23 protein-coding genes are annotated in these 26,379 nt (G+C 64.0%); 11 read left to right on the forward strand and 12 right to left on the reverse strand.

Annotated elements, in window-relative coordinates:
- Positions 1–8: 8 nt before the first annotated feature.
- From NLM25_RS01555 to xth, 3 genes are all read left to right on the forward strand, one after another.
- Positions 9–2,495, forward strand: coding sequence for a DNA translocase FtsK (locus NLM25_RS01555; RefSeq protein WP_254135785.1), 2,487 nt, complete (start codon positions 9–11; stop codon positions 2,493–2,495).
- 152 nt (positions 2,496–2,647) lie between these two features.
- A complete protein-coding gene (locus tag NLM25_RS01560; RefSeq protein WP_254141091.1) occupies positions 2,648–3,403 on the forward strand; it encodes an outer-membrane lipoprotein carrier protein LolA in 756 nt (251 codons plus the stop codon).
- A gap of 179 nt (positions 3,404–3,582) precedes the next feature.
- The gene (xth, locus tag NLM25_RS01565; RefSeq protein WP_254135786.1) at positions 3,583–4,398 is read left to right on the forward strand and encodes an exodeoxyribonuclease III; all 816 of its coding nucleotides are present in this window, start codon (positions 3,583–3,585) and stop codon (positions 4,396–4,398) included.
- Positions 4,399–4,431: 33 nt separating this feature from the next.
- Here xth and NLM25_RS01570 read toward each other — a convergent pair whose 3' ends face one another.
- Both NLM25_RS01570 and NLM25_RS01575 read right to left on the reverse strand, forming a co-directional pair.
- Positions 4,432–4,875, reverse strand: a complete 444-nt coding sequence (locus NLM25_RS01570; protein ID WP_254114839.1) for a cyclic nucleotide-binding domain-containing protein — start codon at positions 4,873–4,875, stop codon at positions 4,432–4,434.
- A gap of 59 nt (positions 4,876–4,934) precedes the next feature.
- Positions 4,935–5,621: a response regulator transcription factor gene (locus NLM25_RS01575; RefSeq protein WP_007598630.1), complete on the reverse strand. Its 687-nt coding sequence runs from the start codon at positions 5,619–5,621 to the stop codon at positions 4,935–4,937.
- A gap of 203 nt (positions 5,622–5,824) precedes the next feature.
- Here NLM25_RS01575 and NLM25_RS01580 point away from each other — a divergent pair, with 203 nt between their 5' ends.
- Both NLM25_RS01580 and NLM25_RS01585 read left to right on the forward strand, forming a co-directional pair.
- Positions 5,825–6,394 carry a L,D-transpeptidase gene (locus NLM25_RS01580; protein ID WP_254135787.1) on the forward strand — a complete coding sequence of 190 codons (570 nt, stop codon included), beginning with the start codon at positions 5,825–5,827 and terminating at the stop codon, positions 6,392–6,394.
- Between the two features lie 6 nt (positions 6,395–6,400).
- Positions 6,401–7,186, forward strand: coding sequence for a 2-keto-4-pentenoate hydratase (locus NLM25_RS01585; protein WP_254135788.1), 786 nt, complete (start codon positions 6,401–6,403; stop codon positions 7,184–7,186).
- Between the two features lie 135 nt (positions 7,187–7,321).
- Here the strand turns inward: NLM25_RS01585 and NLM25_RS01590 are convergent, their stop codons facing one another.
- Positions 7,322–8,011: a YggS family pyridoxal phosphate-dependent enzyme gene (locus NLM25_RS01590; RefSeq protein WP_254135789.1), complete on the reverse strand. Its 690-nt coding sequence runs from the start codon at positions 8,009–8,011 to the stop codon at positions 7,322–7,324.
- 109 nt (positions 8,012–8,120) lie between these two features.
- Here NLM25_RS01590 and NLM25_RS01595 point away from each other — a divergent pair, with 109 nt between their 5' ends.
- On the forward strand, positions 8,121–9,824 hold the full coding sequence (locus NLM25_RS01595; protein ID WP_254114835.1) for a diguanylate cyclase domain-containing protein: 1,704 nt from the start codon (positions 8,121–8,123) through the stop codon (positions 9,822–9,824).
- Here the strand turns inward: NLM25_RS01595 and NLM25_RS01600 are convergent.
- Complete coding sequence (locus NLM25_RS01600) at positions 9,821–10,867, reverse strand: GGDEF domain-containing protein (protein WP_254141092.1); 1,047 nt, start codon at positions 10,865–10,867, stop codon at positions 9,821–9,823. The two genes, NLM25_RS01595 and NLM25_RS01600, sit on opposite strands and share 4 nt — an antisense overlap.
- A gap of 191 nt (positions 10,868–11,058) precedes the next feature.
- Here NLM25_RS01600 and leuS point away from each other — a divergent pair, with 191 nt between their 5' ends.
- The 3 genes from leuS to holA all read left to right on the forward strand — a co-directional run bounded on the left by leuS (position 11,059) and on the right by holA (position 15,358).
- The gene (gene leuS, locus NLM25_RS01605; protein WP_254135790.1) at positions 11,059–13,683 is read left to right on the forward strand and encodes a leucine--tRNA ligase; all 2,625 of its coding nucleotides are present in this window, start codon (positions 11,059–11,061) and stop codon (positions 13,681–13,683) included.
- Positions 13,670–14,221: an LPS assembly lipoprotein LptE gene (gene lptE, locus NLM25_RS01610; RefSeq protein ID WP_254114833.1), complete on the forward strand. Its 552-nt coding sequence runs from the start codon at positions 13,670–13,672 to the stop codon at positions 14,219–14,221. Before leuS ends, lptE begins: the two co-directional genes overlap by 14 nt.
- A 108-nt stretch (positions 14,222–14,329) precedes the next feature.
- Entirely contained in the window at positions 14,330–15,358 is a 1,029-nt protein-coding gene (gene holA, locus NLM25_RS01615; protein WP_254135791.1) for a DNA polymerase III subunit delta, read from the forward strand.
- Positions 15,359–15,621: 263 nt separating this feature from the next.
- On the opposite strand, the gene NLM25_RS01620 is transcribed toward holA, so the two are convergent.
- The 8 genes from NLM25_RS01620 to NLM25_RS01655 all read right to left on the reverse strand — a co-directional run bounded on the left by NLM25_RS01620 (position 15,622) and on the right by NLM25_RS01655 (position 24,854).
- Positions 15,622–16,509, reverse strand: a complete 888-nt coding sequence (locus NLM25_RS01620; protein WP_254135792.1) for a ParB/RepB/Spo0J family partition protein — start codon at positions 16,507–16,509, stop codon at positions 15,622–15,624.
- Between the two features lie 159 nt (positions 16,510–16,668).
- Positions 16,669–17,538: a ParA family protein gene (locus NLM25_RS01625; protein ID WP_254114830.1), complete on the reverse strand. Its 870-nt coding sequence runs from the start codon at positions 17,536–17,538 to the stop codon at positions 16,669–16,671.
- Positions 17,539–17,569: 31 nt separating this feature from the next.
- Positions 17,570–18,211 (reverse strand): 16S rRNA (guanine(527)-N(7))-methyltransferase RsmG, encoded by a 642-nt coding sequence (gene rsmG / locus NLM25_RS01630; protein ID WP_254141093.1) that lies wholly within the window; start codon positions 18,209–18,211, stop codon positions 17,570–17,572.
- Positions 18,212–18,352: 141 nt separating this feature from the next.
- The gene (mnmG, locus tag NLM25_RS01635) at positions 18,353–20,233 is read right to left on the reverse strand and encodes a tRNA uridine-5-carboxymethylaminomethyl(34) synthesis enzyme MnmG (RefSeq protein ID WP_254135793.1); all 1,881 of its coding nucleotides are present in this window, start codon (positions 20,231–20,233) and stop codon (positions 18,353–18,355) included.
- Positions 20,234–20,843: 610 nt separating this feature from the next.
- Entirely contained in the window at positions 20,844–22,199 is a 1,356-nt protein-coding gene (gene mnmE / locus NLM25_RS01640) for a tRNA uridine-5-carboxymethylaminomethyl(34) synthesis GTPase MnmE (protein ID WP_254114828.1), read from the reverse strand.
- Positions 22,200–22,514: 315 nt separating this feature from the next.
- Positions 22,515–23,780: a transcription termination factor Rho gene (rho, locus tag NLM25_RS01645; RefSeq protein ID WP_166811593.1), complete on the reverse strand. Its 1,266-nt coding sequence runs from the start codon at positions 23,778–23,780 to the stop codon at positions 22,515–22,517.
- A 246-nt stretch (positions 23,781–24,026) separates the two neighbouring features.
- Positions 24,027–24,461, reverse strand: coding sequence for a protoporphyrinogen oxidase HemJ (hemJ, locus tag NLM25_RS01650; RefSeq protein WP_254135794.1), 435 nt, complete (start codon positions 24,459–24,461; stop codon positions 24,027–24,029).
- A 177-nt stretch (positions 24,462–24,638) separates the two neighbouring features.
- Entirely contained in the window at positions 24,639–24,854 is a 216-nt protein-coding gene (locus NLM25_RS01655; protein WP_254135795.1) for a hypothetical protein, read from the reverse strand.
- A 66-nt stretch (positions 24,855–24,920) separates the two neighbouring features.
- Here NLM25_RS01655 and NLM25_RS01660 point away from each other — a divergent pair, with 66 nt between their 5' ends.
- Together NLM25_RS01660 and NLM25_RS01665 are read left to right on the forward strand one after the other, a co-directional pair.
- Positions 24,921–25,760, forward strand: a complete 840-nt coding sequence (locus tag NLM25_RS01660) for a pyruvate, water dikinase regulatory protein (protein WP_254114826.1) — start codon at positions 24,921–24,923, stop codon at positions 25,758–25,760.
- A gap of 8 nt (positions 25,761–25,768) precedes the next feature.
- Positions 25,769–26,377 (forward strand): Maf family protein, encoded by a 609-nt coding sequence (locus NLM25_RS01665; protein WP_254135796.1) that lies wholly within the window; start codon positions 25,769–25,771, stop codon positions 26,375–26,377.
- Positions 26,378–26,379: the final 2 nt, after the last annotated feature.

Below are 26,379 nucleotides of genomic sequence, written 5' to 3' on the forward strand. Positions count from 1 at the left end.
GCGGGCCCATGAGCATGTCGGCAATCGAACGTGTCATTCCACTGGTCGGCCATCTGCCGCCCTCGATCCGCGAGGGGCTGGCGCGGCGCATGCGCGAGCTCACCGGGCTCGGACTGATCGGGTTGTCGGGCGTCGCCTCGGCGGCGTTGATGACCTGGTCGGTGCAGGATCCCAGCCTCAGCCACGCGACCTCGCGGCCGATCCGCAACATTCTCGGCTATGCCGGCGCGATCGGCGCCGACCTTGCGATGCAGATCCTCGGGCTCGGCGCCATCATGCTGGTCCTGACGGTCGCGGTCTGGGGCTGGCGCATGATGACCCATCGCCCGTTCGACCGCGAGGCGCTGCGGCTCGGCTCCTGGATTCTCTGCACCGTGATCGCCGCGGGCTTTGTCAGCTGCTGGCCGCATGGCGGCGCCTGGCCGCTGCCGACCGGCCTCGGCGGCGTGGTCGGCGATGCCCTGGTGCGCGCGCCCGCGGTGATTTTCGGACCGCCCGGCACGATCTATCGCATGATCCTGGGCACGATCCTGTTCGCCGCGATGGCGGCGACCTTCCTGATCGCCTGCGGTCTCGGCGCTCGCGAGCATGATGACGAGCTCGCGGAGATCGAGAACGACGACAAGCCGCTCGATGACGACGAGGAGAGCGATCGCGGCTCGGTGTCGCTCGGCTGGCTGTTCCACGCATTGATGAGCACGAAGGCACGGCTGATCTGGCTGTTCGGCGCTGCTTACCGCTCGCTGGTGTCGAGCGGACCGAAGACCAAAGCCGTTGCGTTCAGTCGCCAGGAGCCGAATCTCGGCGGCGGCCGCGCCGCACCGTCGATCTCGCCCCAATCCGAAGACGAAGACTACGAGGACGAGCACGAGGAAGCGGACGAGGAGGAGGAAGAAGAGGAAGAGGAGGAGCCGGCCGCGCGCGCCCCGCGCAAGAAGGCTGCATCGAAGGCCGCTTCCAAGAAATCTTCCGACAAGTTCGAGCTTCCATCCGTCTCCGTGCTGGCCGCGCCCAAGGCCGGCGATCGCCAGCCGCTCAGCAAGGCCGAGCTGGAGGCCAATTCTCGCTCGCTCGAAGGCGTGCTGCAGGATTTCGGCGTGCGCGGCGAGATCGTGAAGGCCAATCCGGGTCCCGTGGTCACGCTGTACGAGCTGGAGCCGGCGCCCGGCATCAAGTCGTCGCGCGTGATCGGGCTCGCCGACGACATCGCGCGCTCGATGAGCGCGCTGTCGGCGCGCGTCGCGGTCGTGCCCGGCCGCAACGCCATCGGCATCGAACTGCCGAACGCGCATCGCGAAAAGGTCTATTTGCGCGAGCTGCTGATCGCAAAGGAAGCGACCGACACGGTTGCAAAGCTGCCGCTCTGCCTCGGCAAGACCATCGGCGGCGATCCCGTGATCATCGACCTCGCGCGCACGCCGCACATGCTGATCGCCGGCACCACCGGCTCCGGCAAGTCGGTCGCCATCAACACCATGATCCTCAGCCTGGTCTATCGGCTGCGCCCGGACCAGTGCCGCCTGATCATGGTCGATCCGAAGATGCTCGAACTGTCCGTCTATGACGGCATTCCCCATCTGCTCACGCCCGTCGTGACCGACCCGAAGAAGGCGGTGGTCGCGCTGAAATGGGCCGTGCGCGAGATGGAAGAGCGCTACAAGAACATGGCCAAGCTCGGTGTGCGCAACATCGACGGCTACAACACGCGCCTGCTTGAGTTGAAAGCCAAGGGTGAGGAACCGACGCGCACGGTGCACACCGGCTTCGACAAGGAGACCGGCAAGGCGATCTACGAGGAAGAGAAGCTCTCGCTCGACCCGCTGCCCTACATCGTCATCATCGTCGACGAAATGGCCGACCTGATGATGGTCGCCGGCAAGGACATCGAAGGCGCGGTGCAGCGTCTCGCGCAGATGGCGCGCGCCGCCGGCCTGCATGTGATCCTGGCGACGCAACGCCCGTCGGTCGACGTCATCACCGGCACCATCAAGGCGAACTTCCCGACCCGCATCGCCTTCCAGGTGACGTCCAAGATCGACAGCCGCACCATCCTTGGCGAAATGGGCGCCGAGCAGCTGCTCGGCCAGGGCGACATGCTGTACATGGCAGGCGGCGGCCGCATCAGCCGCGTGCACGGACCTTTCGCCTCGGACGAGGAAGTCGAAAAGGTGGTGCGTCACCTCAAGACGCAGGGCCAGCCGGAATATCTCGAAGCCGTTACTGCCGAAGAGCCCACCGAGGACGAGGACGGCGGCGCCGTGTTCGACGCCAGCGGCATGGGCGCGGATGGCGGCGGCGACCTGTTCACGCAGGCCGTTGCGATCGTCAAACGCGACCGCAAGGCCTCGACCAGCTACATCCAGCGCCGCCTGCAAATCGGCTATAATCGTGCCGCATCGCTGATGGAGCGCATGGAACTCGAAGGCATCGTCGGACCCGCCAACCACGCCGGCAAGCGCGAGATTCTGGTCGAGGAAGAAGACAGCCATATGTGAGGCAAGCCGCCTCAAGGCATCATTTCACGCAAAATCGATATCTGCTTTTGCCCGAAATCACGGTAAAAGGGCGCCCAGCCATACAGGACGACGCGTTGATCAGACATCCGGACATTCGATTTGCCGCCACCATCGCTGCGCGAAGCGCGCGCGTGGCGGGCGTGCTTCTGGTCACCGCCGCGATGGTCACCGGGGCGTCGTTCGCGCAGAACGTCCCCGTGCCGAAGCCCGCGCCGAAGGGCCGCGATGGCGGTCCGGCGGGGGGAGGGCCCGCTGTCACCGGCGCGACCCAGACGCCGCCCAACCCGGTCATTCCGGATCCGCGCCGCAACGTGCCGAGCAGCATCTTCCAGACCTTCGATGCCAACCAGAAGGCGCAGGCGGCCAAGGTCAGCGCGTATCTGTCGTCGCTTTCGACGCTGGTCGGGAATTTCGTCCAGGTCGGTCCCGACGGCAGCAAGACGCAGGGCGACTTCTACATTCAGAAACCGGGCAAGGTGCGCTTCGAATATGACGCGCCGAGCCCGATCGACATCGTCGCCGACGGATCCTCGCTCGTGGTGCGCGACCGCAAGCTCGCGACCCAGGACGTCTATCCGCTGTCGCAGACGCCGCTGCGCTTCCTGCTGTCCGATCGCATCGACCTGATGAAGGACACCAACGTCGTCAACGTCTCGGCCGACGACGTCTTCGTCAGCGTCACTATCGAGGAGAAGCAGGCGCTTGTCGGCACCAGCCGTCTCTTGCTGATGTTCGGCGCCAAGGACGGCCAGTTGAAGCAGTGGACCGTCACCGACCCGCAGGGCTACGACACCACGATCGCGGTCTACAATCTGGACTCGAGCAAGAAGCTCGATCCCGGCATGTTCAAGATCGACTTCACCAATTACGGCCCGTCGCCGGGTTGACGGCGCGTAGGGTGGGTTAGCCGAAGGCGTAACCCACCACTTCTGCCACCGCGGAAATCAAAGAGGTGGGTTACGCCAAGGGACTGCGCTTCGCGCAGCCCGGGGCTAACCCACCCTACGAAACCGCGCCTGTGGACAAGCATTTCGCCCACGCCATTCCATGCTAAGACGCATCCCTCATGCGTCTTTCCCTGACAACCTGGAACATCAATTCGGTGCGGCTTCGCATCGACCTGGTCGCGAAGTTTCTCAAGAGCACGCGGCCGGACGTGCTGTGCCTCCAGGAGACAAAATGCATCGACGATGCCTTTCCACTGAAGCGCTTCAAGCGGCTCGGCTATGAGCATGTCGCGCTGAACGGGCAGAAGGGCTATCATGGCGTCGCCATCGTCTCGAAGATCCCGTTCGAATCGAAGGACATCCGCACCTTCTGCGACAAGGTGGATTCGCGCCATATCTCGGTGTCGTTCGGCGAAAAGGCCAGCATCGCAAAGCCGCTGGTGCTGCATAATTTCTACGTTCCCGCCGGCGGCGACATTCCCGATCCGGCGCTGAACGAGAAATTCGACCACAAGCTTCGCTTCCTCGACGAGATGAAGGCCTGCGAGCCGCTGCATCCGCGCGGCGAGGATCGCCACATCCTGGTCGGCGATCTCAACGTCGCGCCGCACGAGAACGACGTGTGGTCGCACAAGCAGCTTCTGAAAGTGGTCTCGCACACGCCTGTAGAAACCGAGAAGCTGCAAGCGGCGCTAACGGCCGGTGAATGGGTCGACGTCGCGCGAGAGCGCATCCCGATGTCGGAGAAGGTCTACACGTGGTGGAGCTACCGCTCCGCCGACTGGACCGTCGGCGACCGCGGCCGCAGGCTCGACCACATCTGGGTCTCGCGCGCACTGAAGGACGCGGTCAGCGATTTCAAGATCCTGCGCGACGCGCGGAGCTGGGAGCGGCCGTCGGACCATGTGCCCGTCACGGTGACGCTGGACGTCTGAATTCGGGAAGCCCTGCTACGAAGCTGCGATCTCTCAGGACGTCAGCTTCGCGCCCGCCATCAAAATATCGCTCGCAATCTGGCTGGAGCGCACCGCGAATTCGTCGCGGAGGCGAACGGCGGCGGCAGGGTCGCTCTCGAGCACGCGCTGGAACAGGCTGCGCGCGACGCGAATGACGGAGGCGTGCTCCAGCGCGATCGCGCTCGACGGCCGCTTCATCGGCACCACCAGCGCAAGCTCGCCGATCAACGCACCGGGACCTGCGATCATCTCCGCGCCGGCGCCGTCGTCGACCCGAAAGGCGCCGCGCTGGACCACGTAGCCGGCATCGGCCTCGTCGCCGAGATTGAACAGGACGTCGCCACGGACGAAGTTACGCTGCTCGGAGCCGATCGCCAGCATGCGCAACGAAGCGTCTCCCAACAGGCGCAGTGTCGGGACACGCTCGAGAAGCGCTACGTCGTCGTCGATTGACATTCAGGTCCGGGGCTCGAAAGGCACGCGATCTAAAACGATTCGCACGCCCATGAAGCGTATCACGGCACCAGCTTGTAGCCACCGGCTTCCGTGACCAGGATCTCCGGGTTGGCGGCGTCCTTCTCGATCTTCTGGCGGAGGCGGTAGATGTGGGTTTCCAGCGTGTGGGTGGTGACGCCGGAATTATAGCCCCAGACTTCCTGGAGCAGGGTCTCGCGCGAGACCGGCATCTGGCCGGCCCGGTAGAGGAAGCGAAGGATGGCGGTTTCCTTCTCGGTGAGGCGGACCTTGCGCGCATTGGCCGCGGTCAGCATCTTCGAGCCCGGACGGAAGGAGTAGGGGCCGACCGAGAACACGGCGTCCTCGCTCGCCTCGTGCTGACGGAGCTGGGCGCGGATGCGGGCCAGCAGCACGGCGAAGCGGAACGGTTTTGCGACGTAGTCGTTGGCGCCGGATTCAAGTCCCAAAATGGTGTCGGAATCGGTGTCGTGCCCGGTGAGCATGATGATCGGGGCCTTGAAGCCGCCCTTGCGCAGGGAACGGACCACCTCGCGGCCATCAGTGTCGGGCAGGCCGACATCCATAAGGACGAGATCCGGGGCATTGGCCTTCGCGGCGCTCGCACCCTTGGCGCCGGTATCGACCGCGGAGGCTTCAAATTCTTCGTGCAGCGATAATTGCTCCACCAACGTATCGCGCAGATCGGTATCGTCATCCACGATCAGGATCTTGCGGGCATTGGCCATAGGGGATCATCCTTTTGGGTCCGGCGCGGCGCGCATCCATGCTGCACCCAGCCGAGAGGGAAGTTTAGGGGGGTCGCTGTTATTATTGTTATTCGTGATGAAGTAGTGGGCTGTTACCGATTCACAAGCCAGAACCACTCTAACTCAAAATTGCAGGGCGTTTTGATGAATGTCCTGTAATGAATTCGACATCGCACGTTCACATGAAAAACAAAGCTGCTTCAGGTAGTTACACCAGGAATCTTGGCTCCGGACCGCTCCGAGCGATCCGCGTTAAGCCTGCGGCCGGGAATCCGCGCCGGGGCTGGCTGACGGCCGGCGCGCTGACGATCCCGGTGGCGCTGGGGCGGGGCGGAATCCTGGCGAACAAGCGCGAGGGCGATGGCGGCACCCCGAGGGGCAGCTTCCGCCCCAGGCAATTATGGTGGCGGGGCGACCGCCACAGCCGCCCGCAGACCTTTCTTCCGGCCCGGACCATCGGCGACACGGACGCCTGGTGCGAGGACCCGGGAGATCGCCACTACAATCAGGCGATCCGGCTCGGGCCGGAGCAGGGCGGTGACCGGCTCAAGCGGGCCGACCATCTCTATGACTTCATCATCGAAATCGACCACAACACCCGGCCGCGCATCGCCGGCCGCGGCAGCGCCGTGTTCCTGCATCTGGCGCGCGACAATTTCGGGCCGACCGCAGGCTGCGTCTCCATGACCAAGGCAGCCATGCTGCAATTGCTGCGGCGGCTTGGGCCACGAACAAGAATCATCATCGGGTGAGGGCACATGCTCGACAAGGATCGGATCGCCGCCGCTTCGCAGGTCTTCGTCAAACATTGGCGCGACGGCAGCAAGTTTGATGCGCTGGAGCCGCGGTTGCGGCCGCAGAGCCGCACCGAGGGCTATGCGATCCAGGCCGCGCTCGAAACGCAAGCGCTCGGACAATTGTTCGGCTGGAAGATCGCGGCAACGAGCGAGTCCGGACAGAAGCATATCAACGTCACGGGACCGCTGGCCGGTCGCATCATGAGCGACACCGTGATCGCCGATGGCGGCACAGCCCCGATGAAAGGCATCGCGATGCGCGTCGGCGAGCCCGAATTCGCGTTCCGCATGGGGCGCGATCTGCCGCCGCGGTCCGCGCCTTACAGCGTTGAGGAGGTCCTCGCCGCCGTCGGCACCTTCCATCCTGCAATCGAGATTCCCGATTCGCGCTTTGTCGATTTCGCCGGCGCCGGCGAGGCGCAGCTCATCGCCGACAATGCCTGCGCGCATCTGTTCGTACTGGGCGCAGCGACGACTGCGGACTGGCGTGCCATGGATCTCGTCGAGGAGCGGCCGCAGATCACGCTGCGCGGCCAGCACTATCTCGGCCACGGCAAGAACGTGCTCGGCGATCCCCGTGTTGCCCTGGCCTGGCTTGCCAACGAGCTGCGCGGGCTCGGCATCACGTTGCGGGCAGGGGAGGTGGTGACAACGGGCACGTGCCATCCGCCGCTGCCGATCCAGGCCGGCGATCACTTTGCGGTGGATTTTGGCGCGCTGGGGAAGGTGTCGGTGGGGTTCGCGTAGCCACCGCCGTTATTGCGAGGAGCCCTTGCGACGAAGCAATCCAGACTGCCTCCGCGGAAGGATTCTGGATTGCTTCGCTACGCTCGCAATGACGAATTCGAGAGCCTTTGTGCGGCTCAGCCTTCGCCAGCGGCTTCACCGATGCCCGAAGATCGCGCTCCCCACGCGGACATGCGTGGCGCCGAGCATGATGGCGTTCGCGAAATCCGCGCTCATGCCCATCGAAAGCTTCTTCAAACCATTGCGCTCCGCGATCTTGGCCGTCAGCGCGAAATGCGCTGCTGGCGGCTCGTCGACCGGCGGGATGCACATCAGCCCGGAGATCGTCAGTCCATAGGTGTCGCGGCAGCTGGCAATGAAGGCATCGGCCTCGCCGGGAGCGATACCGGCCTTCTGCGGCTCCTCGCCGACATTGATCTGGACGAACAGTTCCGGGTGCTTGTTCTGGGATTCGATTTCCTTGGCTAACGCTTGGCAAATGCTCGGGCGGTCGACCGAATGGATGGCATCGAACAGCGCGACCGCCTCCTTCGCCTTGTTGGATTGCAGCGGCCCGATCAGATGCAGCGCGATGCCGGAATAAGCGGACGTTAACGCCGGCCACTTGCCTTTGGCCTCCTGCACGCGGTTTTCGCCGAATACGCGCTGTCCGGCGGCGATTACCGGCATAATTGCATCCGCGGCAAAAGTCTTGGACACCGCGATCAGCGTCACGGAGGCGCGATCGCGCCGGGCTTCCTTGCAGGCGCGAGCAATTTCGGCTTCGACCGCGGCGAGCGCGTTTGGTGAATCGCCGGTTACCGGCACGGCGTTGTTTTCTGTCATGACGTCGGATCGGACCGGATTGTTGCGGAGCTAGTTCTAATTTTACCGAGTTCAAGAAAGAGTTTTTGAACCCTTCGCTTTACCTTGGCCCATGGGGTGGGCAGCGAAGATGGCAAACGTCAGTTTCAACCGCAAACGAGCGAAACTCAAGCAGGTTCTCGGTATCCGGGCACGGCTTGCGTTGCTCGCGGTGATTCTGGTGACGCCCTTGATGTTCGAGCGCATCCGTTCGCTCGAGGACACGCGCGCACGGCAGATCGCGCAGGCCGCGACTGAATTCACCACCATTGCAAGACACAGCGCCGATGCGCAGCGCGAAGTGATCTCGTCGGTCGAGACCATCCTCAAATCTGAAGCCTTCATCCGCGCCTCCGCCGGCGGCATCAGCAAGAGCTGCGACGTGCTGCGCGCGAGCCTGCCGTCGAACCTTCCCTGGATCCGCACGCTGTTGATCGCCGGCCAGGACGGACGCATCCAGTGCGCCACCAACAACATGTATGTCGGCCTCGACCTCAGCGACCGGCCTTACTTCCAGCAGGCGCAGGAAACCGGCCGCTTCGTGCTGAGCGACTTCATCCTGTCGCGGCCGGTCCCGTCACCGACCGTGATGGCGGTTTATCCGGTGTCCGCGTTCAGCGGTGTGCCGGATGCCGTCGTGCTCGCCACCGTGAACCTCGACTGGATGTCGAAGGTCATGAGCAATCTCGGCGGCCGCGCCGGCATCACCGCAGTGCTGGTCGACAGCGCCGGCACCGTGCTGGCCGCACCGGCTGACCAGCACAGCACGATCGGCCGTCCGCTCGACAACATGCCGCTGATGTCCGCGATCGCCGACAGGGCCCTGCGTTCGGACCAGGACGAAGGCTCGCTCTCTTTCCTTGCCGCCGACGGCTCGCGCCGCGCGGTCAGCTATATCCGCATCGCCGGCACCAATGCCCGCCTGATCGCCAGCATCGACGAGGACAAGGTGTCCGCGGCGGTCAGCCGCGACATTCGCACCGCCTATCTCCAGCTCGCTTTCGTCGTCCTGTTCGTCCTGCTCGGCGCGTTGATCGCCGCCGAGAAGCTTGTGATCAAGCCGATCGAGATGCTGGCCGACATGGCCAAGCGCCTCGGCGAGGGCGACCTCTCGGCGCGCGCCGCGCGCAATCGGCTGCCGGCCGAGTTCGTGCCGCTGGCCCGCGCGTTCAACGCCATGGCCGCGCAGCTCAGCCAGCGCGAGCGCGAGCTGATCGCGAGCAACGACCGCCTGACCGTGATGGCCTCGATCGACATGCTGTCGGGCCTCGCCAATCGCCGCGGCTTCCAGAGCCGGCTCGACTTCGAATGGATGCGCGCGCAGCAATATGGCAGCGACCTCGCGCTGCTGATGATCGACGTCGATCACTTCAAGCTCTTCAACGACACCTATGGCCATCTCGAAGGCGATTCCTGCCTGACCAGGCTCGGCGAGTCGCTGTCCGGCATCGCCGCCGACACGATGGGCTTTGCGGCGCGCTATGGCGGCGAGGAGTTCTGCCTGTTGCTGCCGAACACCGATGTGAACCGCGCCGTCGAGATCGGCGAGCAGGTGCGCGCGGCGGTGCTGAAGCTGTGCCTGCCGCACATCACCTCGGCCCACATGATCGTCACCGTCTCGATCGGCGTCGCTGCGGCGCGGCCCAACGAGACGCTGCGTCCCGGCGATCTCATCGAAGCCGCCGACGCCGCGCTCTACGCCGCAAAACACCGCGGCCGCAACAACGTCGTCGAGCACGGCGTGCAGGCGATCGAGAGCGGCTCGGCCGACATGATGATGGCGGCTAGCGCCTAGCCCGCGGCCCCGGCGCGATCGAGCTCGACTTCCGTCACAACACGATTTCGGCCACCGCCCTTGGCGAGATAGAGCGCGCGGTCGCAGCGCTCGATGAGATCGGTGATCGCCTCGCCCGCACGGTACTGCGCCACGCCGATCGACACGCTGATGCCGGGCAGGGTCTCGCCGGTCGAGCGGCGCGTGATCGTGCATTCGGCGATCGCGTACCTGATGCGCTCGGCGATCCCGGCGCACGTGGCGAGATCGGCATCCGGCAGCACGGCGATCAGCTCCTCGCCGCCATAGCGGGCAGGCAGATCCTGCTCGCGAACTTTTTCGCGCAACACTTTTGCCATCAACCGCAGCACCTGGTCGCCGACGCCATGGCCGAAATTGTCGTTGAAGGTCTTGAAGTGGTCGATGTCGAGCAAGAGCACGCTGAGCGGCTCGCCCCAATCCGCGGTCGCCTGCGCCTTGCGCAGGAATTCATCGAGCGCCCGCCGGTTGGCGAGGCCCGTCAGCGTGTCGGTCCGGGCGCTCTCCTCGGACTTGGACAGCGAGTCGCGGATCACGTCGAGCTCGCGGGTCTTTTCCAAAAAGCCCGCCTCGAGCCGGGTCGCCCGTGTGGCGGCACGGCTCAATTCATTCATGAGCTGGGCGACCAGCACCTTCGGATCGACGCCGGCCTTGCCCTGATCGGCGACCTCGCTGATCGCCTGCATCTGGAAATGATTGTCGGCGATCGCCGTCGCCAGAAACTCCTGCGCCACCCCCATGAGGGCATGCAGCCGCTCGGACGTCTTGGAGGCGACGACGCCCGCCCGGGGCGCGACATAGGTCTCGAACAGATCCTGATTGATCCTGGCGTCGAAGGGACGGCTGTGGTCGATCAGGAGGTCAATCGCGTTGCGCAGGTCGTCATGGGTGCCGGCGAAATAGTGGAACCAGACCGCAAAATTGGTCGGCGTCGGCGGAATTCGCTGCTCGGCCATGCTCCGCACCGCCCGTCCGGCGATGGACGCGGCATAGTCGTAATCGAGATCGTCGAAGCCTGAATCCATCGCCTGGCGGGTGCTGTTGGCGGCCAACCTCGCACCGACCCCTTAACCCGATCCCAATAGGCCGCTCCGTACTTTTGCGGAGCAGCATTGCGGGGCGCCGCCGCGAACGGCAACCCATTGACCCCTTAAGGACTTCTATGGCCTAGTCCGCCGTCTTTAGACGGCCGAATCCACGAAAACCCAACGATTCCATGACCTCCGAACGCTACAACGCCCGCGACGCCGAACCGCGCTGGCAGGCTACCTGGGACCAACAGGCGATCTTCGTCTCGAAGAACGACGACTCGCGGCCGAAATACTACGTCCTGGAGATGTTCCCCTACCCGTCCGGGCGCATCCATATCGGCCATGTCCGCAATTACACGCTCGGCGACGTGCTGGCCCGCTTCATGCGCGCCAAGGGGTTCAACGTCCTGCACCCGATGGGCTGGGACGCGTTCGGCCTGCCGGCCGAGAACGCCGCCATCGAGCGCAAGGTCGCGCCGAAGGCCTGGACCTACGACAACATCGCCGCGATGAAGAAGCAGCTCCGCTCGATCGGGCTGTCGCTGGACTGGTCACGCGAATTCGCGACCTGCGATCCCAGCTACTACAAGCATCAGCAGAAGATGTTTCTGGACATGCTCGGCGCGGGCCTCGCCGAGCGCGAGAAGCGCAAGCTCAACTGGGATCCGGTCGACATGACCGTGCTCGCCAACGAGCAGGTGATCGACGGCCGCGGCTGGCGTTCGGGTGCGATCGTCGAACAGCGCGAGATGAGCCAGTGGGTCTTCAAGATCACGAAGTACTCGCAGGAACTGCTGTCGGCGCTGGATGGGCTGGATCGCTGGCCCGACAAGGTTCGGCTGATGCAGCGCAACTGGATCGGCCGCTCCGAGGGCCTGCTGGTCCGCTTCGCGCTCGATGCGGCGACCACGCCGGCTGGCGAGAGCGAGCTGAAGATTTTCACGACGCGTCCCGATACGCTGTTCGGCGCGAAGTTCATGGCGATCTCGTCGGATCATCCGCTGGCGCAGGCTGCCGCCGCGAAGAACCCGAAACTTGCGCAGTTCATCGCCGACATCAAGAAGATCGGCACCGCGCAGGAGATCATCGACACCGCGGAGAAGCAGGGTTTTGACACCGGCATCCGCGCTGTGCATCCGTTCGACCCGAGCTGGAAGCTGCCGGTCTATGTCGCCAACTTCGTGCTGATGGAATACGGCACCGGCGCGATCTTCGGCTGCCCCGCGCACGACCAGCGCGATCTCGACTTCGTCAACAAGTACAATCTCGGCAACACGCCGGTGGTGTGCCCCGAGGGCCAGGATCCAAAGACCTTCGTGATCACCGACACCGCTTATGACGGTGACGGCCGCATGATCAATTCGCGCTTCCTCGACGGCATGACCATCGAGCAGGCCAAGGACGAAGTTGCAAAACGGCTGGAAAACGAGCTGCGCGGCAACGCGCCGGTCGGCGAGCGTCAGGTCAATTTCCGCCTGCGCGACTGGGGCATTTCGCGCCAGCGCTATTGGGGCTGTCCGATTCCCGTCATCCATTGTCCGAAATGCGACGTGGTGCCGGTGCCGGATGCGGACCTGCCGGTGACGCTGCCTGATGATGCGACCTTCGACAAGCCGGGCAACGCGCTCGACCATCACCCGACCTGGAAGCACGTCACCTGCCCGAAATGCGGCGGCAAGGCGCAGCGCGAAACCGACACCATGGATACCTTCGTGGATTCGTCCTGGTATTTTGCGCGCTTCACCGACCCCTGGAACGAGAGCGCGCCGACGACGCCTGCCGTCGCCAACCGGATGCTGCCGGTCGACCAGTATATCGGCGGCGTCGAGCACGCGATCCTGCATCTGCTTTACAGCCGCTTCTTCACCCGCGCGATGAAGGCGACCGGGCACATTGCGCTGGACGAGCCGTTCGCCGGCATGTTCACCCAGGGCATGGTGGTGCACGAGACCTACCAGAAGGCCGACGGCACCTATGTGCAGCCGGCCGAAGTGAAGATCGAAATCGGCGGCAATGGCAGGCGCGCGACGCTGCTGACGTCAGGCGAAGACATCCAGATCGGTCCGATCGAGAAGATGTCGAAGTCGAAGAAGAACACGGTCGACCCCGACGACATCATCGAGACTTATGGTGCCGACGTCGCCCGCTGGTTCATGCTGTCGGACTCCCCACCCGACCGCGACGTGATCTGGAGCGACGAGCGCGTCCAGGGCGCCTCGCGCTTCGTGCAGCGGCTGTGGCGGCTGGTGAACGATGCGGTGGAACTCGGCAAGACCGCGCCGGCGGCCCGGCCGGCCTCTTTCGGTCCGGATGCCACGGCCTTGCGCAAAGCGGCCCACGGCGCGCTGGACAAGGTAACCACCGGCGTCGAACGGCTGCACTTCAACGTCTGCCTCGCCCACATCCGCGAATTCGCCAACGCGTTTTCGGAGGTGCTCCAGCGCCCCGGCCAGCCGGCCGCCGACTTGGCCTGGGCGATCCGGGAGGCCAGCCAGATCCTGGTCCAGCTGTTCTCCCCGATGATGCCGCATCTGGCCGAGGAGTGCTGGCAGGTTCTGGGTCACTCCGGGCTGGTTTCGGAGGCCAATTGGCCCCAAATCGAACGCGATTTGCTGGTTGAAGACAGCGTGACCTTGGTGGTTCAGGTCAATGGCAAGAAACGGGGCGAGGTCACAGTTGCAACAGCGGCCCAGAATCCGGAAATCGAGGCTGCCGTTTTGGCCCTCGATGCGGTAAAACTGGCCCTGGACGGCAAGCCCGTCCGCAAGGTGATTATCGTCCCCAAGAGGATCGTGAATGTTGTCGGCTAGGATCCGCATCGCAGCCCGCTTGCTGGCGGTTGCCGCATTGGCGGCGCTGACGGCTGGCTGCTTCCAGCCGATGTATGCCGAGCGTACCGACGGTACCCCCGGCCTGCGCGAGAAGCTGATGGGGGTCGATCTCCCGCCGATCTCCAAGGCGAATGCCTCCCGCGAAGCCCGCGTCGGCGTCGAGGTCCGCAATGCCCTGGCGTTCAAGCTTTACGGCACGGCGACCGGCATGCCGCCGACGCACCGCCTCGAGATCCGCTTCACGAGCAACAAGTCGTCGCTGATCGTCGATCCCAATACCGGCCTGCCGACCAGCGAGAATTACGGCATCGACGCCCAGTACAATCTGGTCGAGGTGGTCAGCGGCAAGTCGGTGATGACCGGCACCACCTTCTCGCGCGTGTCCTATGACATGCCCGGCTCCTACCAGCGCTTCTCCCGCAACCGCGCCTTGCGCGATGCTGAGGACCGTGCCGCCAACGAGATCGCCGAGAACATCACGACCCGGCTCGCCTCGTTCTTCACCGCCGGCACGTAACTACCTCTGTCATTCCGGGGCACGCGAAGCGTGAACCCGGAATCTCGATCCACAATCTTCAGATTCCGGGTTCGCGCTGCGCGCGCCCCGGAATGACAATCAGGCCCGATGGTCGCGCTGCGCGGAAAAGAGATCGACGCCTTCCTCGCCCGTCCCGACGGGGGCCGACCGATCATCCTGCTCTACGGTCCCGATGCCGGCCTCGTGCGCGAGCGCGCCGATGCACTGATTGCCTCCGCCGTCGACGACCCCAATGATCCCTTCTCGCTCGTAAAGCTCGACGGCGACGAGCTCTCCGCCGAGCCGTCGCGGCTCGTCGACGAGGCCATGACGGTGCCGTTGTTCGGCGGCCGCCGCGCCATCCGTATCCGTGCCGGCTCGCGCAGCTTTGCCAGCGGTGTCGACACGCTGGCGGAGATGAACGTGAAGGATTGCCGCATCGTGATCGAGGCCGGCGAGCTGCGTCCGGAATCGCCGCTGCGCAAGGCCTGCGAGAAGGCCAAGACGGCCGTCGCGATCGGCTGCTATCCCGACACCGAGCGCGACCTTGCAAGACTGATGGAAGACGAGCTCCGCATCGCCAATTTGCGCATCGCGCAGGATGCCCGCGCGGCGCTGATGTCGTTCCTCGGCGGCGACCGCCAGGCCTCGCGCAACGAGCTGCGCAAGCTGACGCTCTATGCCCATGGCAAAGGCGAGATCACGCTGGACGATGTGATGTCCGTGGTCGCCGATGCGTCCGAGCTGAAACTCGATCCGATCGTCGACGGCGCCTTCGCCGGCCGGCCTGACATCGTCGAGACCGAATTCGCAAAGGCCATGATCGCCGGCACCTACCCCGGTGTGATCATCTCGGCCGCGCAGCGCCAGGCGGCATGGCTGCACAAATCCGCTCTCGCGATTGCCGATGGCACGCCGGCCTCCGCCGTGCTCGACGGCGGCTTTCCCCGCCTGCATTTTTCACGAAAGCCCGCGGTCGAAACGGCGCTGCGAAATTTCAGCGTGCCGCGGCTCGCCGCCATCATCGAGCAGCTCGCCACCGCCGCGCTCGACACCCGCAAGCAATCCACCCTCGCCGCCGCCATCGCCCAGCGCACGCTGATGGCAATCGCCGCGAATGCGAAGCGGCGGGGCTGAAGAGCCTCCGCTCTCTCCACGTCATTGCGAGGAGCGCAAGCGACGAAGCAATCCAGAGTATCTCCGCGGAAAGATTCTGGATTGCTTCGCTGCGCTCGCAATGACGATGTGGAAGCAGAAGCGCGTCGCAATGACGGCCATAGTTCCTCATCCTGAGGAGCGCGCTCTAGCGCGCGTCTCGAAGGATGAAGGCCCGGGCCCTCGCCCTTCGAGACGCCGCTTCGCGGCTCCTCAGGGTGAGGGTGAGACAGTGCGAGTAAGGACTAGAGCGCGCCCTTCGCCAGCCGCTTCATCACCTCGTCGAGCTGATCGAGGTTGCGGTAATTGATCTGGACGGAGCCGCCGGGGTCGCGGTGATTGACGGTGACCTTGAGCCCGAGCGCATCGCTGACACGCTTCTCCAGATCGATCGTGTCGGGGTCCTTTTCCTTACCGCCGGTGGCGCGCGCCTTCTGCGGCTTGCGCTCCGGCACGCCCTCTTCATGTGCCAGCGCCTCGGCCTGACGGACGTTGAGGCCCTCCTCGACGATGCGCCTGGCGGCCGCGACCGGATCGGGCACGCCGATCAGCGCACGGGCGTGACCGGCCGTCAGCTCGCCGCTCGTGATCAAGGCCTGCACCTCGGCCGGCAGTTTCGTCAGCCGCATCATGTTGGCGATGTGGCTGCGGCTCTTGCCGACGACTTTTGCGATGTCGTCCTGGCTGCGTTTGAACTCGTTGGCCAGCGCGTGATAGCCCAGCGCCTCTTCCATCGGGTTGAGGTCTTCGCGCTGAACGTTCTCGACGATCGCGAATTCCAGCGCATCGCTGTCGCTGATGTCGACCGGGACGATCGGCACTTCGTGCAGGCCGGCCATCTGCGAGGCGCGCCAGCGCCGTTCGCCGGCGATGATCTCGTAGCGGTCCTGCGCGCCCTTCACCGGACGCACCACGATCGGCTGGATCACGCCGTGCTGCCTGATCGAATCGGAGAGCTCCTTGAGCTCGGTCTCCGAAAACGTGCGCCGCGGGTTGCGCGGATTGGGCTTGACGAATTCGATCGGCACCTTGCGCTGCGCGCGCGGACGATCGACGTGCTGAGCCTCGCCGCCGACATCGCCGATCAGACTCGCAAGACCCCGGCCCAGTCGCGAACGCGCTTCGTCGGCCATCGCCAGCTCCCTTGGATTCACGGTGCAGCACTCCAGAACTGAATTTCGAATCGTAGATCGTAGGGTGGGTTAGCGTAGCGTAACCCACCATTGGTTTGTTCGAGGTGGCAGACGTGGTGGGTGCCTTCGGCTAACCCACCCTACGTACCTACGGCATTGTCAATGCGTGACGCGCAGCTCGCGCTCGCGCTGGATCACTTCGGTGGCGAGCCGCAGATAGGCTTCGCTGCCGACGCATTTGAGATCGTAGACCAGGACCGGCTTGCCGTAGGACGGCGCTTCCGAGATGCGCACGTTGCGCGGGATCATAGTCTTGTAGACCTTCTCGCCCATGAACTGACGGACGTCGGCGACGACCTGGTTCGAGAGGTTGTTGCGCGAGTCGAACATGGTCAGCACGATGCCGTGGATCGACAGGTTCGGATTGAGCGTCGAGCGCACCTGCTCCACGGTCTGGAGCAATTGCGACAGACCTTCGAGCGCGAAGAACTCGCACTGCAGCGGCACCAGAATCGCGTCGGAGGCGGCCATCGCGTTCACCGTGAGCAGGTTGAGCGAGGGCGGGCAGTCGATCAGCACATAGGTGTAATCGGCGTCCGGCGAGACGTTGTTGTTGAGCGCGCCGATGGCGTCGCGCAGCTTGAACGCACGACCGGGCGTGGTGCCGAGCTCGAGCTCGAGGCCGGAGAGATCCATGGTCGAGGGCGCAATGTGCAGCCGCGGCACCGCGGTCGAAACAACTGCCTCGCGCAGCGGGGCTTCACCGATCAGCACGTCGTAGGTCGAGCAGGAGCGGTTGCGGCGATCGATGCCGAGACCGGTCGAGGCGTTGCCCTGCGGATCGAGATCGACGATCAGGACGCGCTCGCCGATCGCAGCGAGTGCCGTGCCAAGATTAATCGCCGTGGTTGTTTTTCCCACGCCGCCCTTCTGATTCGCCAGCGCCAGGATGCGCGGGTGGCCCTGCGGGACCTCAGCGGTCTGTTCCTGGGCGGTTTGTTCTTGCTGCGGCTCGTCAATTACGCTCATCGCAAATTCCCCAATCAACCCCTGGAACGACTCACCCGCGCCGTTCGACGGACGTCAGCTCGACGATCCAACCGTCACCTGTCCGACTCTGGTGAAGCTGCGGCTGAATATTCCAATATTTAGCGGCTTCGGTCAATTCAGCCTCTACATCTTGACCCTTCAGAAACAACGCTTTTGCGCCCTGGCGCATCAGCGGCTCCGCAAAGCCGATGAGTTGATGTAGCGGAGCGAGCGCGCGCGCGGTGACGCAATCGACGGGGCCGGTGATTCTATCCACATTATCCCCGATCTCAGCCAGATGTACGACTCCCGGAGATGTGGTGACGCGGATTGCTTCGCGCAGAAAGGCGGCCTTCTTGGCGATTCGCTCGACGAGATGGACGCTGGTATCAGGCGTCCCGGCCATGGCGCAGGCGAGCACGACGCCGGGAAAGCCGCCACCGCTGCCGAGGTCGGCCCAGCGTTTGGCCGAAGGCGCGAGAGCCACGAGCTGGAGCGAGTCGGCGATGTGCCGGGTCCAGAGGTACGGCAAGGTCGAGGGCGCGACCAAATTGGTCTTGGCCTGCCACGCCCTGAGCAGCGTGATATAGTGATCAAGCCGGGCTTCGGTTTCACGTGAAACGGGCGCGAGCTTGAGGGCCGCGACCTTGTCCGCGGCGATGATCGAATCCAGCGCCTGATCGTTGGCGCTGGCCTTGTCGAACTTCGGCCCGGCCGGCGGCTGCTCGGTTCGCCGAGCGGCGCCCTCACCTGCTCCGGGTCGTCGCGATAGCGGTCTGTCCCCGCCCGATCCGCGCTGTTTCACGTGAAACGCCTATGCGATTGCCTTGGAGGTCTTCCGAGCTTCGCGGCGGAGATAGGCCGCGAGGATGCCGAGCGCCGCTGGCGTCATTCCGTCGATCCGGCCGGCCTGGCCGACCGTGAACGGGCGCGCCTTCTCCAGCTTCGCCCGCACCTCATTGGAGAGACCCGGCACGAGCTGGTAGTCGACTTCGGAAAGCACCATGCCCTCGTCCCGCCTGAAGGCTTCGACGTCGGCACTCTGGCGCTCCAGATAGACGTCGTACTTGGCGTCGATCTCGAGATGGGTCGCAATCACAGCATCAATGGCGGACAGCTCCGGCCAGATCGCACGGACCTGGCTCCAGCCGATATCCGGATAGGCCATCAGCTCGAACGCCGACCGGCGCTGACCATCCCGGTTCAGGGACAGTCCGTGCTTGATCGCTTCGTTCGGGGTGATCGTGAGGGACTTCGAGAGTGCCCTGGCCGCGTTCAGGGCATCCATCTTGGCCCGGTGATGCCGGGTTCGGGCTGTCCCGACACACCCCAGGGCGATGCCCTTCTCGGTCAGGCGCTGGTCGGCGTTGTCGGCCCGAAGCGTCAGCCGGTACTCGGCCCTGGAGGTGAACATCCGATAGGGCTCGCTGATGCCACGGGTGACGAGATCGTCGATCATCACCCCGAGATAGCCGTCCGCACGGTCGAACACGGTCAGCGCGGCGCCGCTTGCCGCCAGCGCAGCATTCAGACCGGCCACGATGCCCTGACCGGCCGCTTCCTCATATCCCGTCGTGCCATTGATCTGCCCGGCCAGGAACAGACCGCGCAGACGCTTGGTCTGGAGGGTTGGATCGAGCTCACGGGGATCGATGTGGTCGTACTCGATGGCATAGCCCGGACGGACCATCTTCACACGCTTAAGGCCGGGGATGCTGGCGAGGATCGCAAGCTGGACCTCTTCCGGCAGCGAGGTCGAGATACCGTTGGGATAGACCGTGCTGTCGTCGAGCCCTTCCGGCTCCAGGAAGATCTGATGGCCGTCGCGGTCGCCGAACCGGACGATCTTGTCCTCGATCGAGGGACAATAGCGCGGTCCGGAGCTCTTGATCTGGCCGGAGTACATCGGGGAGCGATGGACATTGGCCCGGATCACCTCGTGGGTGGCGGACGTGGTGCGGGTGATCCCGCACTGGATCTGCGGGGTCGTGATCCGCTCCGTCATCACCGAGAACGGTTCCGGCGGCTCGTCTCCGGGCTGCATCTCGACCGCGGACCAGTCGATCGTGGTGCCATCCAGACGGGGCGGCGTGCCGGTCTTGAGCCGACCAAGAGTGAAGCCGGCACGTTCAAAGGAGCTGGAAAGGCCCATCGCGGGGGCCTCACCGACCCGGCCGGCGGGCCAATTCTTCTCTCCGAGATGGATCAAACCGCGGAGAAAGGTACCGGTGGTGATGACAACGGCCCCTGCCCGAAGCTCCCGGCCATCGGCCAAGCGCAGTCCGGTCACCCGTCCCTCGACAACGATCAGCTCGTCGGCCTCGCCTTCAATGACGGAAAGACCTTCAGTCGCGGTGATCGCTGCCTGCATCGCCGCGGCATAAAGCTTCCGATCGGCCTGGGCGCGAGGACCGCGCACAGCGGGGCCCTTTCGGCGGTTGAGGACACGAAACTGGATGCCACCGGCATCACCGACCCGGCCCATCAAACCGTCGAGAGCATCAACTTCACGGACCAGATGTCCCTTGCCGAGGCCGCCAATGGCGGGGTTGCAGGACATCGCGCCGATGGTGGAGAAGCGGTGCGTCACCAGAGCAGTTGTCGCGCCCATGCGGGCGGAGGCAGCCGCGGCCTCACAGCCGGCATGACCACCACCAATGACGATGACGTCAAAACTCTCGCGCTCTGTTCGCATGGGCGGACTTCTATCCCAGCGGCGGGAAAGCCGGAAGTGGAAACTGGGGGCGGGTGTTTCACGTGAAACGGGTGAGGCGGAGCCTAGAATGCGTTTTGACGAAAACAACCCCATGCACAGTAGGAAGGGAGTTGAAGAGGCTGCTGTTTCCCGGGGGAGCAAAGTGGGCGCACAGGCTGCGTTTCACGTGAAACAGTGTAGGTCGACGCGAAGAGGCAAGAGGCTCCGCTCTTGGTGTAGCGTCCACCATAGCGAGGGATCGAACGTGGCGGAGCCTCACCTGGTCATTGGAGCGGAGCGAAGCAATTCAGCACCCCACCCGGTCTGGATCGCTTCGCGGTAAGAGCTCTTCGCAATGACGAGTTTGGGGCTTGGGCGCTCCTCTAAATCCCCTACTGCTCCGGTGCGCCAATGCGGAGCCCGGATGGAGCGAAGCGAAATCCGCGGGCCCGTCAGGTCGGCGCAAGCGGACCCGGATTACGCTTCGCTCCATCCGGGCTAGGAGGGATCGAATCTGTTTCACGTGAAACAAGATGGAACCCCGGTTCCCCGTTTCACGTGAAGCAGCAAGGATTGGAACAAGCGCTAGTTCTACATTGAAGAACTAGCGCTACTTTCCGATGCAGAATTTCTGGAAGATGGCGCCAAGGACGTCCTCGACGTCCACCCGGCCGAGCAACCGGCCCAGGGCATAAGCGGCAGCACGCAGCTCTTCGGCGGCGAGCTCTTCGCCCTCTTCTACAAGGTCCAGACTCCGGCGCAAACTGCCTGCCGCGCGGCTCAACAGATCGCGCTGGCGAGCCCGGGTCACCACGGCGCCTTCGCTGGCTCCAAAAAATTCGGCGGCGAATGTCACGAGAGCCTCGACCAGCTCGGCGATGCCATCGCCCCGGCTCGCCGAGATCCCGAACTCGCCGTGCGAACCGGAACCCCCGGCCCCGCCAAGGTCGATCTTGTTGCGCACAATCCAGACTTGGCCAATGGACCCGACGCGGTCGCCGAATTTCCGAAGTGACTGCAGCGCGTCCGGATCGGTCGCTTGCTCCGCGTCGACCAGCCACAGCACGAGGTCCGCGTCTTCGGCTCGCGCCCGCGCCCGGCGCACCCCCTCCTGCTCCACGGGATCGTCGGTCTCGCGAATGCCGGCGGTGTCGATGATCGTCACCGGATAGCCATCGAGATCGAGCTGCACTTCGATGACGTCACGCGTCGTGCCGGCGTGTGGCGAGACAATCGCGACATCGCGGCGCGCCAGCTGATTGATCAGCGTGGACTTGCCGACATTCGGCTCCCCCGCAATCGCAACCACGAGGCCGTCGCGGAGGCGTTCAGAATGTCCCTGTGCCGCAAGGACTTTTGTAATTTCATCGTGCAGCGCCTTGATCGCCTTGACCGCAGGCGCCATCAATTCCGCGGGCACATCGCCCTCGTCCGAAAAATCGATGCCGGCCTCGATCAAGGCCGAGGCTTCGATGATGCGCTCGCGCCAGTCGCGCGCGCGATTGCCGAGCAAGCCCTGCAACTGGCGGAGCGCCTGGCGGCGCTGACGATCGGTGTCGGCGTGAATGAGATCGTCGAGGCCTTCGGCTTCGGTGAGGTCGAGCTTGCCGTTCTCGAACGCCCGCCGCGTGAACTCGCCGGGCTCGGCCGCGCGCGTGTTCGGAATTTGCGAAATAGCGGCGAGGAGCGCCGCCAGTACCGCGCGGCCACCATGGACATGGAATTCGGCGACGTCCTCACCGGTGGCGCTTGCCGGCCCCGGAAACCAGAGCACCACCGCGTCATCGAGCGGCTGGTTCGCACTATCGCGGAGCAGCCGGCGGCTGGCCTGTCTCGGCGCCGGGCGCTCACCTGCGAGCGTCGCCAACGCCAGTCCGGCCTGCGACCCGGACACGCGCACCACCGCGATCGCGCTTGGCGCACGGCCGGACGACAGCGCGAAGATGGTCTGGTCTCGCGGATGCATGGCCTATTTGTCCGGCTGTGGGCGAAAAGGCAAACGCCCCAGTTTTGAGATGGAAATCCCAATTTGCTGCGTTGGAACCCGCAGCAAGACCCGTATTGCGTGGCAATATACACAGAGAATTTTGCTGCAAAATTCCTCCGCGGAGAACCTCTCGGCGCGACCCATGTCAGGTTTTTACGTAAGCAGGTCAGAGGCTTGAGAGATATCCGGATCCGCGCTTCCAGCAACTTCCCATGCTGCACTATCGCTGCAGCAAAGCTGCACAAACGAAAAAGGGCGCCCGAAGGCGCCCTCTGATCGTTTGCTGCAACACACTCAGGTGTTCATCGAGTCGAAGAACTCCGAATTGCTCTTGGTCGAGCGCAGCTTGTCGAGCAGGAAGTCGATCGCGTCCATCGTGCCCATCGGGTTGAGGATGCGGCGGAGCACGTACATCTTCTTGAGCACCTGCGGATCGGTGATGAGCTCCTCCTTGCGGGTGCCGGAGCGCGAGATGTCGATCGCCGGGAAGGTGCGCTTGTCCGAGACCTTGCGGTCCAGGATCAGTTCCGAGTTACCGGTGCCCTTGAACTCTTCGAAGATGACTTCGTCCATGCGGCTACCGGTATCGACCAGCGCGGTCGCGATGATGGTCAGCGAGCCGCCCTCCTCGATGTTGCGGGCGGCACCGAAGAAGCGCTTGGGACGCTGGAGCGCGTTGGCGTCGACGCCACCGGTCAGCACCTTGCCGGATGACGGCACCACGGTGTTGTAGGCGCGACCGAGGCGCGTAATCGAATCGAGCAGGATCACGACGTCGCGGCCATGCTCGACCAGGCGCTTGGCTTTCTCGATCACCATCTCGGCGACCTGGACGTGACGCACCGCCGGCTCGTCGAAGGTCGACGACACGACCTCGCCCTTCACCGAGCGCTGCATGTCCGTGACTTCTTCCGGACGCTCGTCGATCAGAAGCACGATCAGATAGCATTCGGGATGATTGTGCGTGATCGAGTGCGCGATGTTCTGCATCAGCACGGTTTTACCGGTCCGCGGCGGCGCGACGATCAGCGCGCGCTGGCCCTTGCCGATCGGGGCTACGATGTCGATCACCCTTGCAGAAAGGTCTTTCCGCGTCGGATCGTCGATTTCCATGCGGAATCGCTGATTCGGAAACAGCGGCGTGAGGTTGTCGAAATTGACCTTGTGCTTGGCCTTTTCCGGGTCCTCGAAATTGAGCGTGTTGACCTTCAGCAGCGCGAAATAGCGCTCGCCCTCTTTCGGGCTGCGAATGTGGCCTTCGATGGTGTCGCCGGTGCGCAGGCCGAAACGGCGGATCTGCGAGGGCGAAACGTAGATGTCGTCCGGGCCCGGCAGATAATTCGCATCGGGCGAGCGGAGGAAGCCGAAACCGTCGGAGAGCACTTCGACGACGCCTTCGCCGACGATGTCGGTTTCGGCGAGCGCAAGCTGCTTCAGGATGGCAAACAACAGCTCCTGCTTGCGCATGGTGCTGGCATTCTCGACCCCATTCTCTTCCGCGAACGAGACGAGCTCGGCCGGCGTCTTCGACTTGAGGTCCTGGAGTTTAATTTCCCGCATTGGGGTGGTCCTGTGGGGTAACCTTGGGAGGGGGTGCGAGGAGGCTCTGAAATGCGGACGTGAGAAGGTAAGGTCCGCAGGTCTGGCAAGGTGAGCGCCGGTGAGGCTTAAACCTGATGCGGTGTCCGGCCTCTGGAAAGCTCAGACAAAACCACATCCGCCTGCGTTGGGTGGGATGTCGCCAATATAGAAAATCGCTTTCCACTCCGCAAGCCGAAGCACTGAGCGATTCATCGCGGGTCCTGTCTAGAACGGCTTCACGATCACCATGATGACGATGAAAATCATCAGAACAGTCGGCACCTCATTGATAATCCGATAGAATTTCTGGCTCCGGGGTCGCCGGTCGGCGGCAAAGTCCTTGAGCCAGCGCGCAAAAAAGCCGTGGACCGCGGACATCGCCAGGACCAGTGCCAGTTTTACGTGCAGCCAGCCGAAAGAGAACCAGTGGCCGGCCCAGGCAAGATAGAGCCCGGCAAGCCATGTGACGATCATGGCGGGGTTGATGATCGCCTTGAGCAGCCGGCGTTCCATCACCTTGAACGTTTCCGACTGTTTCGAGCCGATTTCGGCCTCGGAGTGATAAACGAACAGTCGTGGCAGATAGAGCATGCCCGCCATCCAGGAGATGACGGCGATCACATGCAGCGCCTTGATCCAGAGATAGACGTCTTCGAACATTTCCTGCGTCCGGATTTCCGCCCAGCGCGGGGAACGCTGGGGATAGTAAGAACTCGTTAAGGTCTTACCCTGCACACATATCCGTCCGTAGCGCCTTCCTCAAATCTAGAATCTTAGATTCTTAAGGTTTGAGTCTATGTGACCGTGGATTGGACTCACGCAATTCCGTCCGCACGTTCACGCGCGCTTGTTCACATCCATCAACATATCCCCGACCGATCTGGCCATTTCCGATAAGTCGGCCAGCTTCAAAGGCTTGCGCGTTTCTGTCGGCAGCTTATCAAGGCGGTTGTCCGCGCAATCCCGCTTCCCTCCCGGCGGGCGGCCGGACTTGTTCTGACGGGCAGCGGTGTGAAGAAAATCGGCACTTGTCCCGCCCCTGGTGTCGCACATCCCTTTCCGAGGGGTTAAGGTCCACAGAAATCCACAAACCACCCCGCCTTCATACAAAGGGCTTTTGTGCCGACCTCGAACAATTATTTCCATCTGCACCTCGTCTCCGACTCCACCGGTGAGACGCTGATCACGGTCGCGCGCGCCGTTGCCGCGCAGTACGCCAACGTAACCCCGGTCGAGCATGTCTATCCGCTGGTGCGCAGCCAGAAGCAGCTCGACCGCGTCCTCGACGAGATCGAGGAAGCGCCGGGAATCGTGCTGTTCACGCTGCTGGAGAAGGATCTGGTCTCCAGGCTCGAGGACAAGTGCAAGGAGATCAATGTTCCGAGCCTGTCGATCATCGGCCCGGTGATGCAGTTGTTCGAGGCGTATCTCGGCGCTGCGACCACGGGCCGCGTCGGCGCCCAGCACGTCCTCAATGCAGAATATTTCAAGCGCATCGATGCGCTGAACTACACGATGATCCATGACGACGGCCAGCATGTCGAAGGCCTCGACGATGCCGACGTGGTGCTCGTCGGCGTCTCGCGCACCTCCAAGACACCAACGTCGATTTACCTGGCCAATCGCGGCATCCGCACCGCCAACGTGCCGCTGGTTCCGGGCATTCCGGTGCCGGCGCAATTGGAGACTCTGACGCGGCCGCTCGTGGTGAGCCTGCATGCGACGCCGGAACGCCTGATCCAGGTGCGCCAGAACCGCCTGCTCTCGATGGGTGCCGACTCCAGCAGCGACACCTATACCGACAGGCAGGCGGTCGCCGACGAGGTCGCGTTCGCGCGCAAGCTGAGCGCCAAGCACGATTGGCCGCTGCTCGACGTCACGCGGCGATCGATCGAGGAAACCGCCGCGGCGATCATGAAGCTCTACAGTGATCGCCAGCGCAACCGGCCCGCGGAATAGTTTCGGCGATGTCTCTCTGGCGCGGCGAAATTCCGTTGATCCTGGCCTCGCAGAGCAGCGCGCGAAAGATGCTGCTGGCCAGTGCCGGACTGGAGTTCAAGGCGATCACGGCCGATATCGACGAGCGTGGCATTCAGGCCGCCTCGAATCTTTCGGGTCCGCATGACATCGCCCTGCTGCTGGCGCGTGAAAAGGCCAGGGCAGTCTCGGCGGGGCATCCGGGAAGCTATGTGATCGGTGCCGACCAGACGCTGGCTCTGGGCGAGCGTCTTTTCAACAAGCCCGCGGGCCGCGCACAGGCGATGGCGCAATTGCGCGACCTTGCCGGCAAAAGCCACAAGCTGAATTCCGCGGTCGCCGTGGCGCGAGACGGCGAAATTGTTTTCGAGCATGTTTCGGTGGCTCGCATGACCATGCGGCCGATGACCGAGACGGAGCTTTCAGCCTATCTCGACGCCGCCGGAGATGCGGTGACGACCAGCGTCGGCGCCTATCAGCTCGAAGGTCTCGGCAGCCATCTGTTCGAACGCATCGAGGGTGACCATTTCACCATTCTCGGACTGCCGCTGCTGCCGCTGCTTGCGTTCCTGCGGCGCGAACGGCTAGTTGCGGTGTGATG

This window comes from Bradyrhizobium sp. CCGB01, assembly GCF_024199795.1.
GTDB lineage: Bacteria > Pseudomonadota > Alphaproteobacteria > Rhizobiales > Xanthobacteraceae > Bradyrhizobium.

Excerpts from the sequence above, each read along its gene's own strand:
- NLM25_RS01555 (WP_254135785.1), top strand. The coding sequence starts at position 9 with ATGAGCATGTCGGCAATCGAACGTGTCATTCCACTGGTCGGCCATCTG.
- xth (WP_254135786.1), top strand. The coding sequence starts at position 3,583 with ATGCGTCTTTCCCTGACAACCTGGAACATCAATTCGGTGCGGCTTCGC.
- NLM25_RS01570 (WP_254114839.1), bottom strand. The coding sequence starts at position 4,875 with ATGTCAATCGACGACGACGTAGCGCTTCTCGAGCGTGTCCCGACACTG.
- NLM25_RS01575 (WP_007598630.1), bottom strand. The coding sequence starts at position 5,621 with ATGGCCAATGCCCGCAAGATCCTGATCGTGGATGACGATACCGATCTG.
- NLM25_RS01580 (WP_254135787.1), top strand. The coding sequence starts at position 5,825 with ATGAAAAACAAAGCTGCTTCAGGTAGTTACACCAGGAATCTTGGCTCC.
- NLM25_RS01585 (WP_254135788.1), top strand. The coding sequence starts at position 6,401 with ATGCTCGACAAGGATCGGATCGCCGCCGCTTCGCAGGTCTTCGTCAAA.
- NLM25_RS01590 (WP_254135789.1), bottom strand. The coding sequence starts at position 8,011 with ATGACAGAAAACAACGCCGTGCCGGTAACCGGCGATTCACCAAACGCG.
- NLM25_RS01595 (WP_254114835.1), top strand. The coding sequence starts at position 8,121 with ATGGCAAACGTCAGTTTCAACCGCAAACGAGCGAAACTCAAGCAGGTT.
- NLM25_RS01600 (WP_254141092.1), bottom strand. The coding sequence starts at position 10,867 with ATGGATTCAGGCTTCGACGATCTCGATTACGACTATGCCGCGTCCATC.
- leuS (WP_254135790.1), top strand. The coding sequence starts at position 11,059 with ATGACCTCCGAACGCTACAACGCCCGCGACGCCGAACCGCGCTGGCAG.
- lptE (WP_254114833.1), top strand. The coding sequence starts at position 13,670 with ATGTTGTCGGCTAGGATCCGCATCGCAGCCCGCTTGCTGGCGGTTGCC.
- holA (WP_254135791.1), top strand. The coding sequence starts at position 14,330 with ATGGTCGCGCTGCGCGGAAAAGAGATCGACGCCTTCCTCGCCCGTCCC.
- NLM25_RS01620 (WP_254135792.1), bottom strand. The coding sequence starts at position 16,509 with ATGGCCGACGAAGCGCGTTCGCGACTGGGCCGGGGTCTTGCGAGTCTG.
- NLM25_RS01625 (WP_254114830.1), bottom strand. The coding sequence starts at position 17,538 with ATGAGCGTAATTGACGAGCCGCAGCAAGAACAAACCGCCCAGGAACAG.
- mnmG (WP_254135793.1), bottom strand. The coding sequence starts at position 20,233 with ATGCGAACAGAGCGCGAGAGTTTTGACGTCATCGTCATTGGTGGTGGT.
- mnmE (WP_254114828.1), bottom strand. The coding sequence starts at position 22,199 with ATGCATCCGCGAGACCAGACCATCTTCGCGCTGTCGTCCGGCCGTGCG.
- rho (WP_166811593.1), bottom strand. The coding sequence starts at position 23,780 with ATGCGGGAAATTAAACTCCAGGACCTCAAGTCGAAGACGCCGGCCGAG.
- hemJ (WP_254135794.1), bottom strand. The coding sequence starts at position 24,461 with ATGTTCGAAGACGTCTATCTCTGGATCAAGGCGCTGCATGTGATCGCC.
- NLM25_RS01655 (WP_254135795.1), bottom strand. The coding sequence starts at position 24,854 with ATGTGCGACACCAGGGGCGGGACAAGTGCCGATTTTCTTCACACCGCT.
- NLM25_RS01665 (WP_254135796.1), top strand. The coding sequence starts at position 25,769 with ATGTCTCTCTGGCGCGGCGAAATTCCGTTGATCCTGGCCTCGCAGAGC.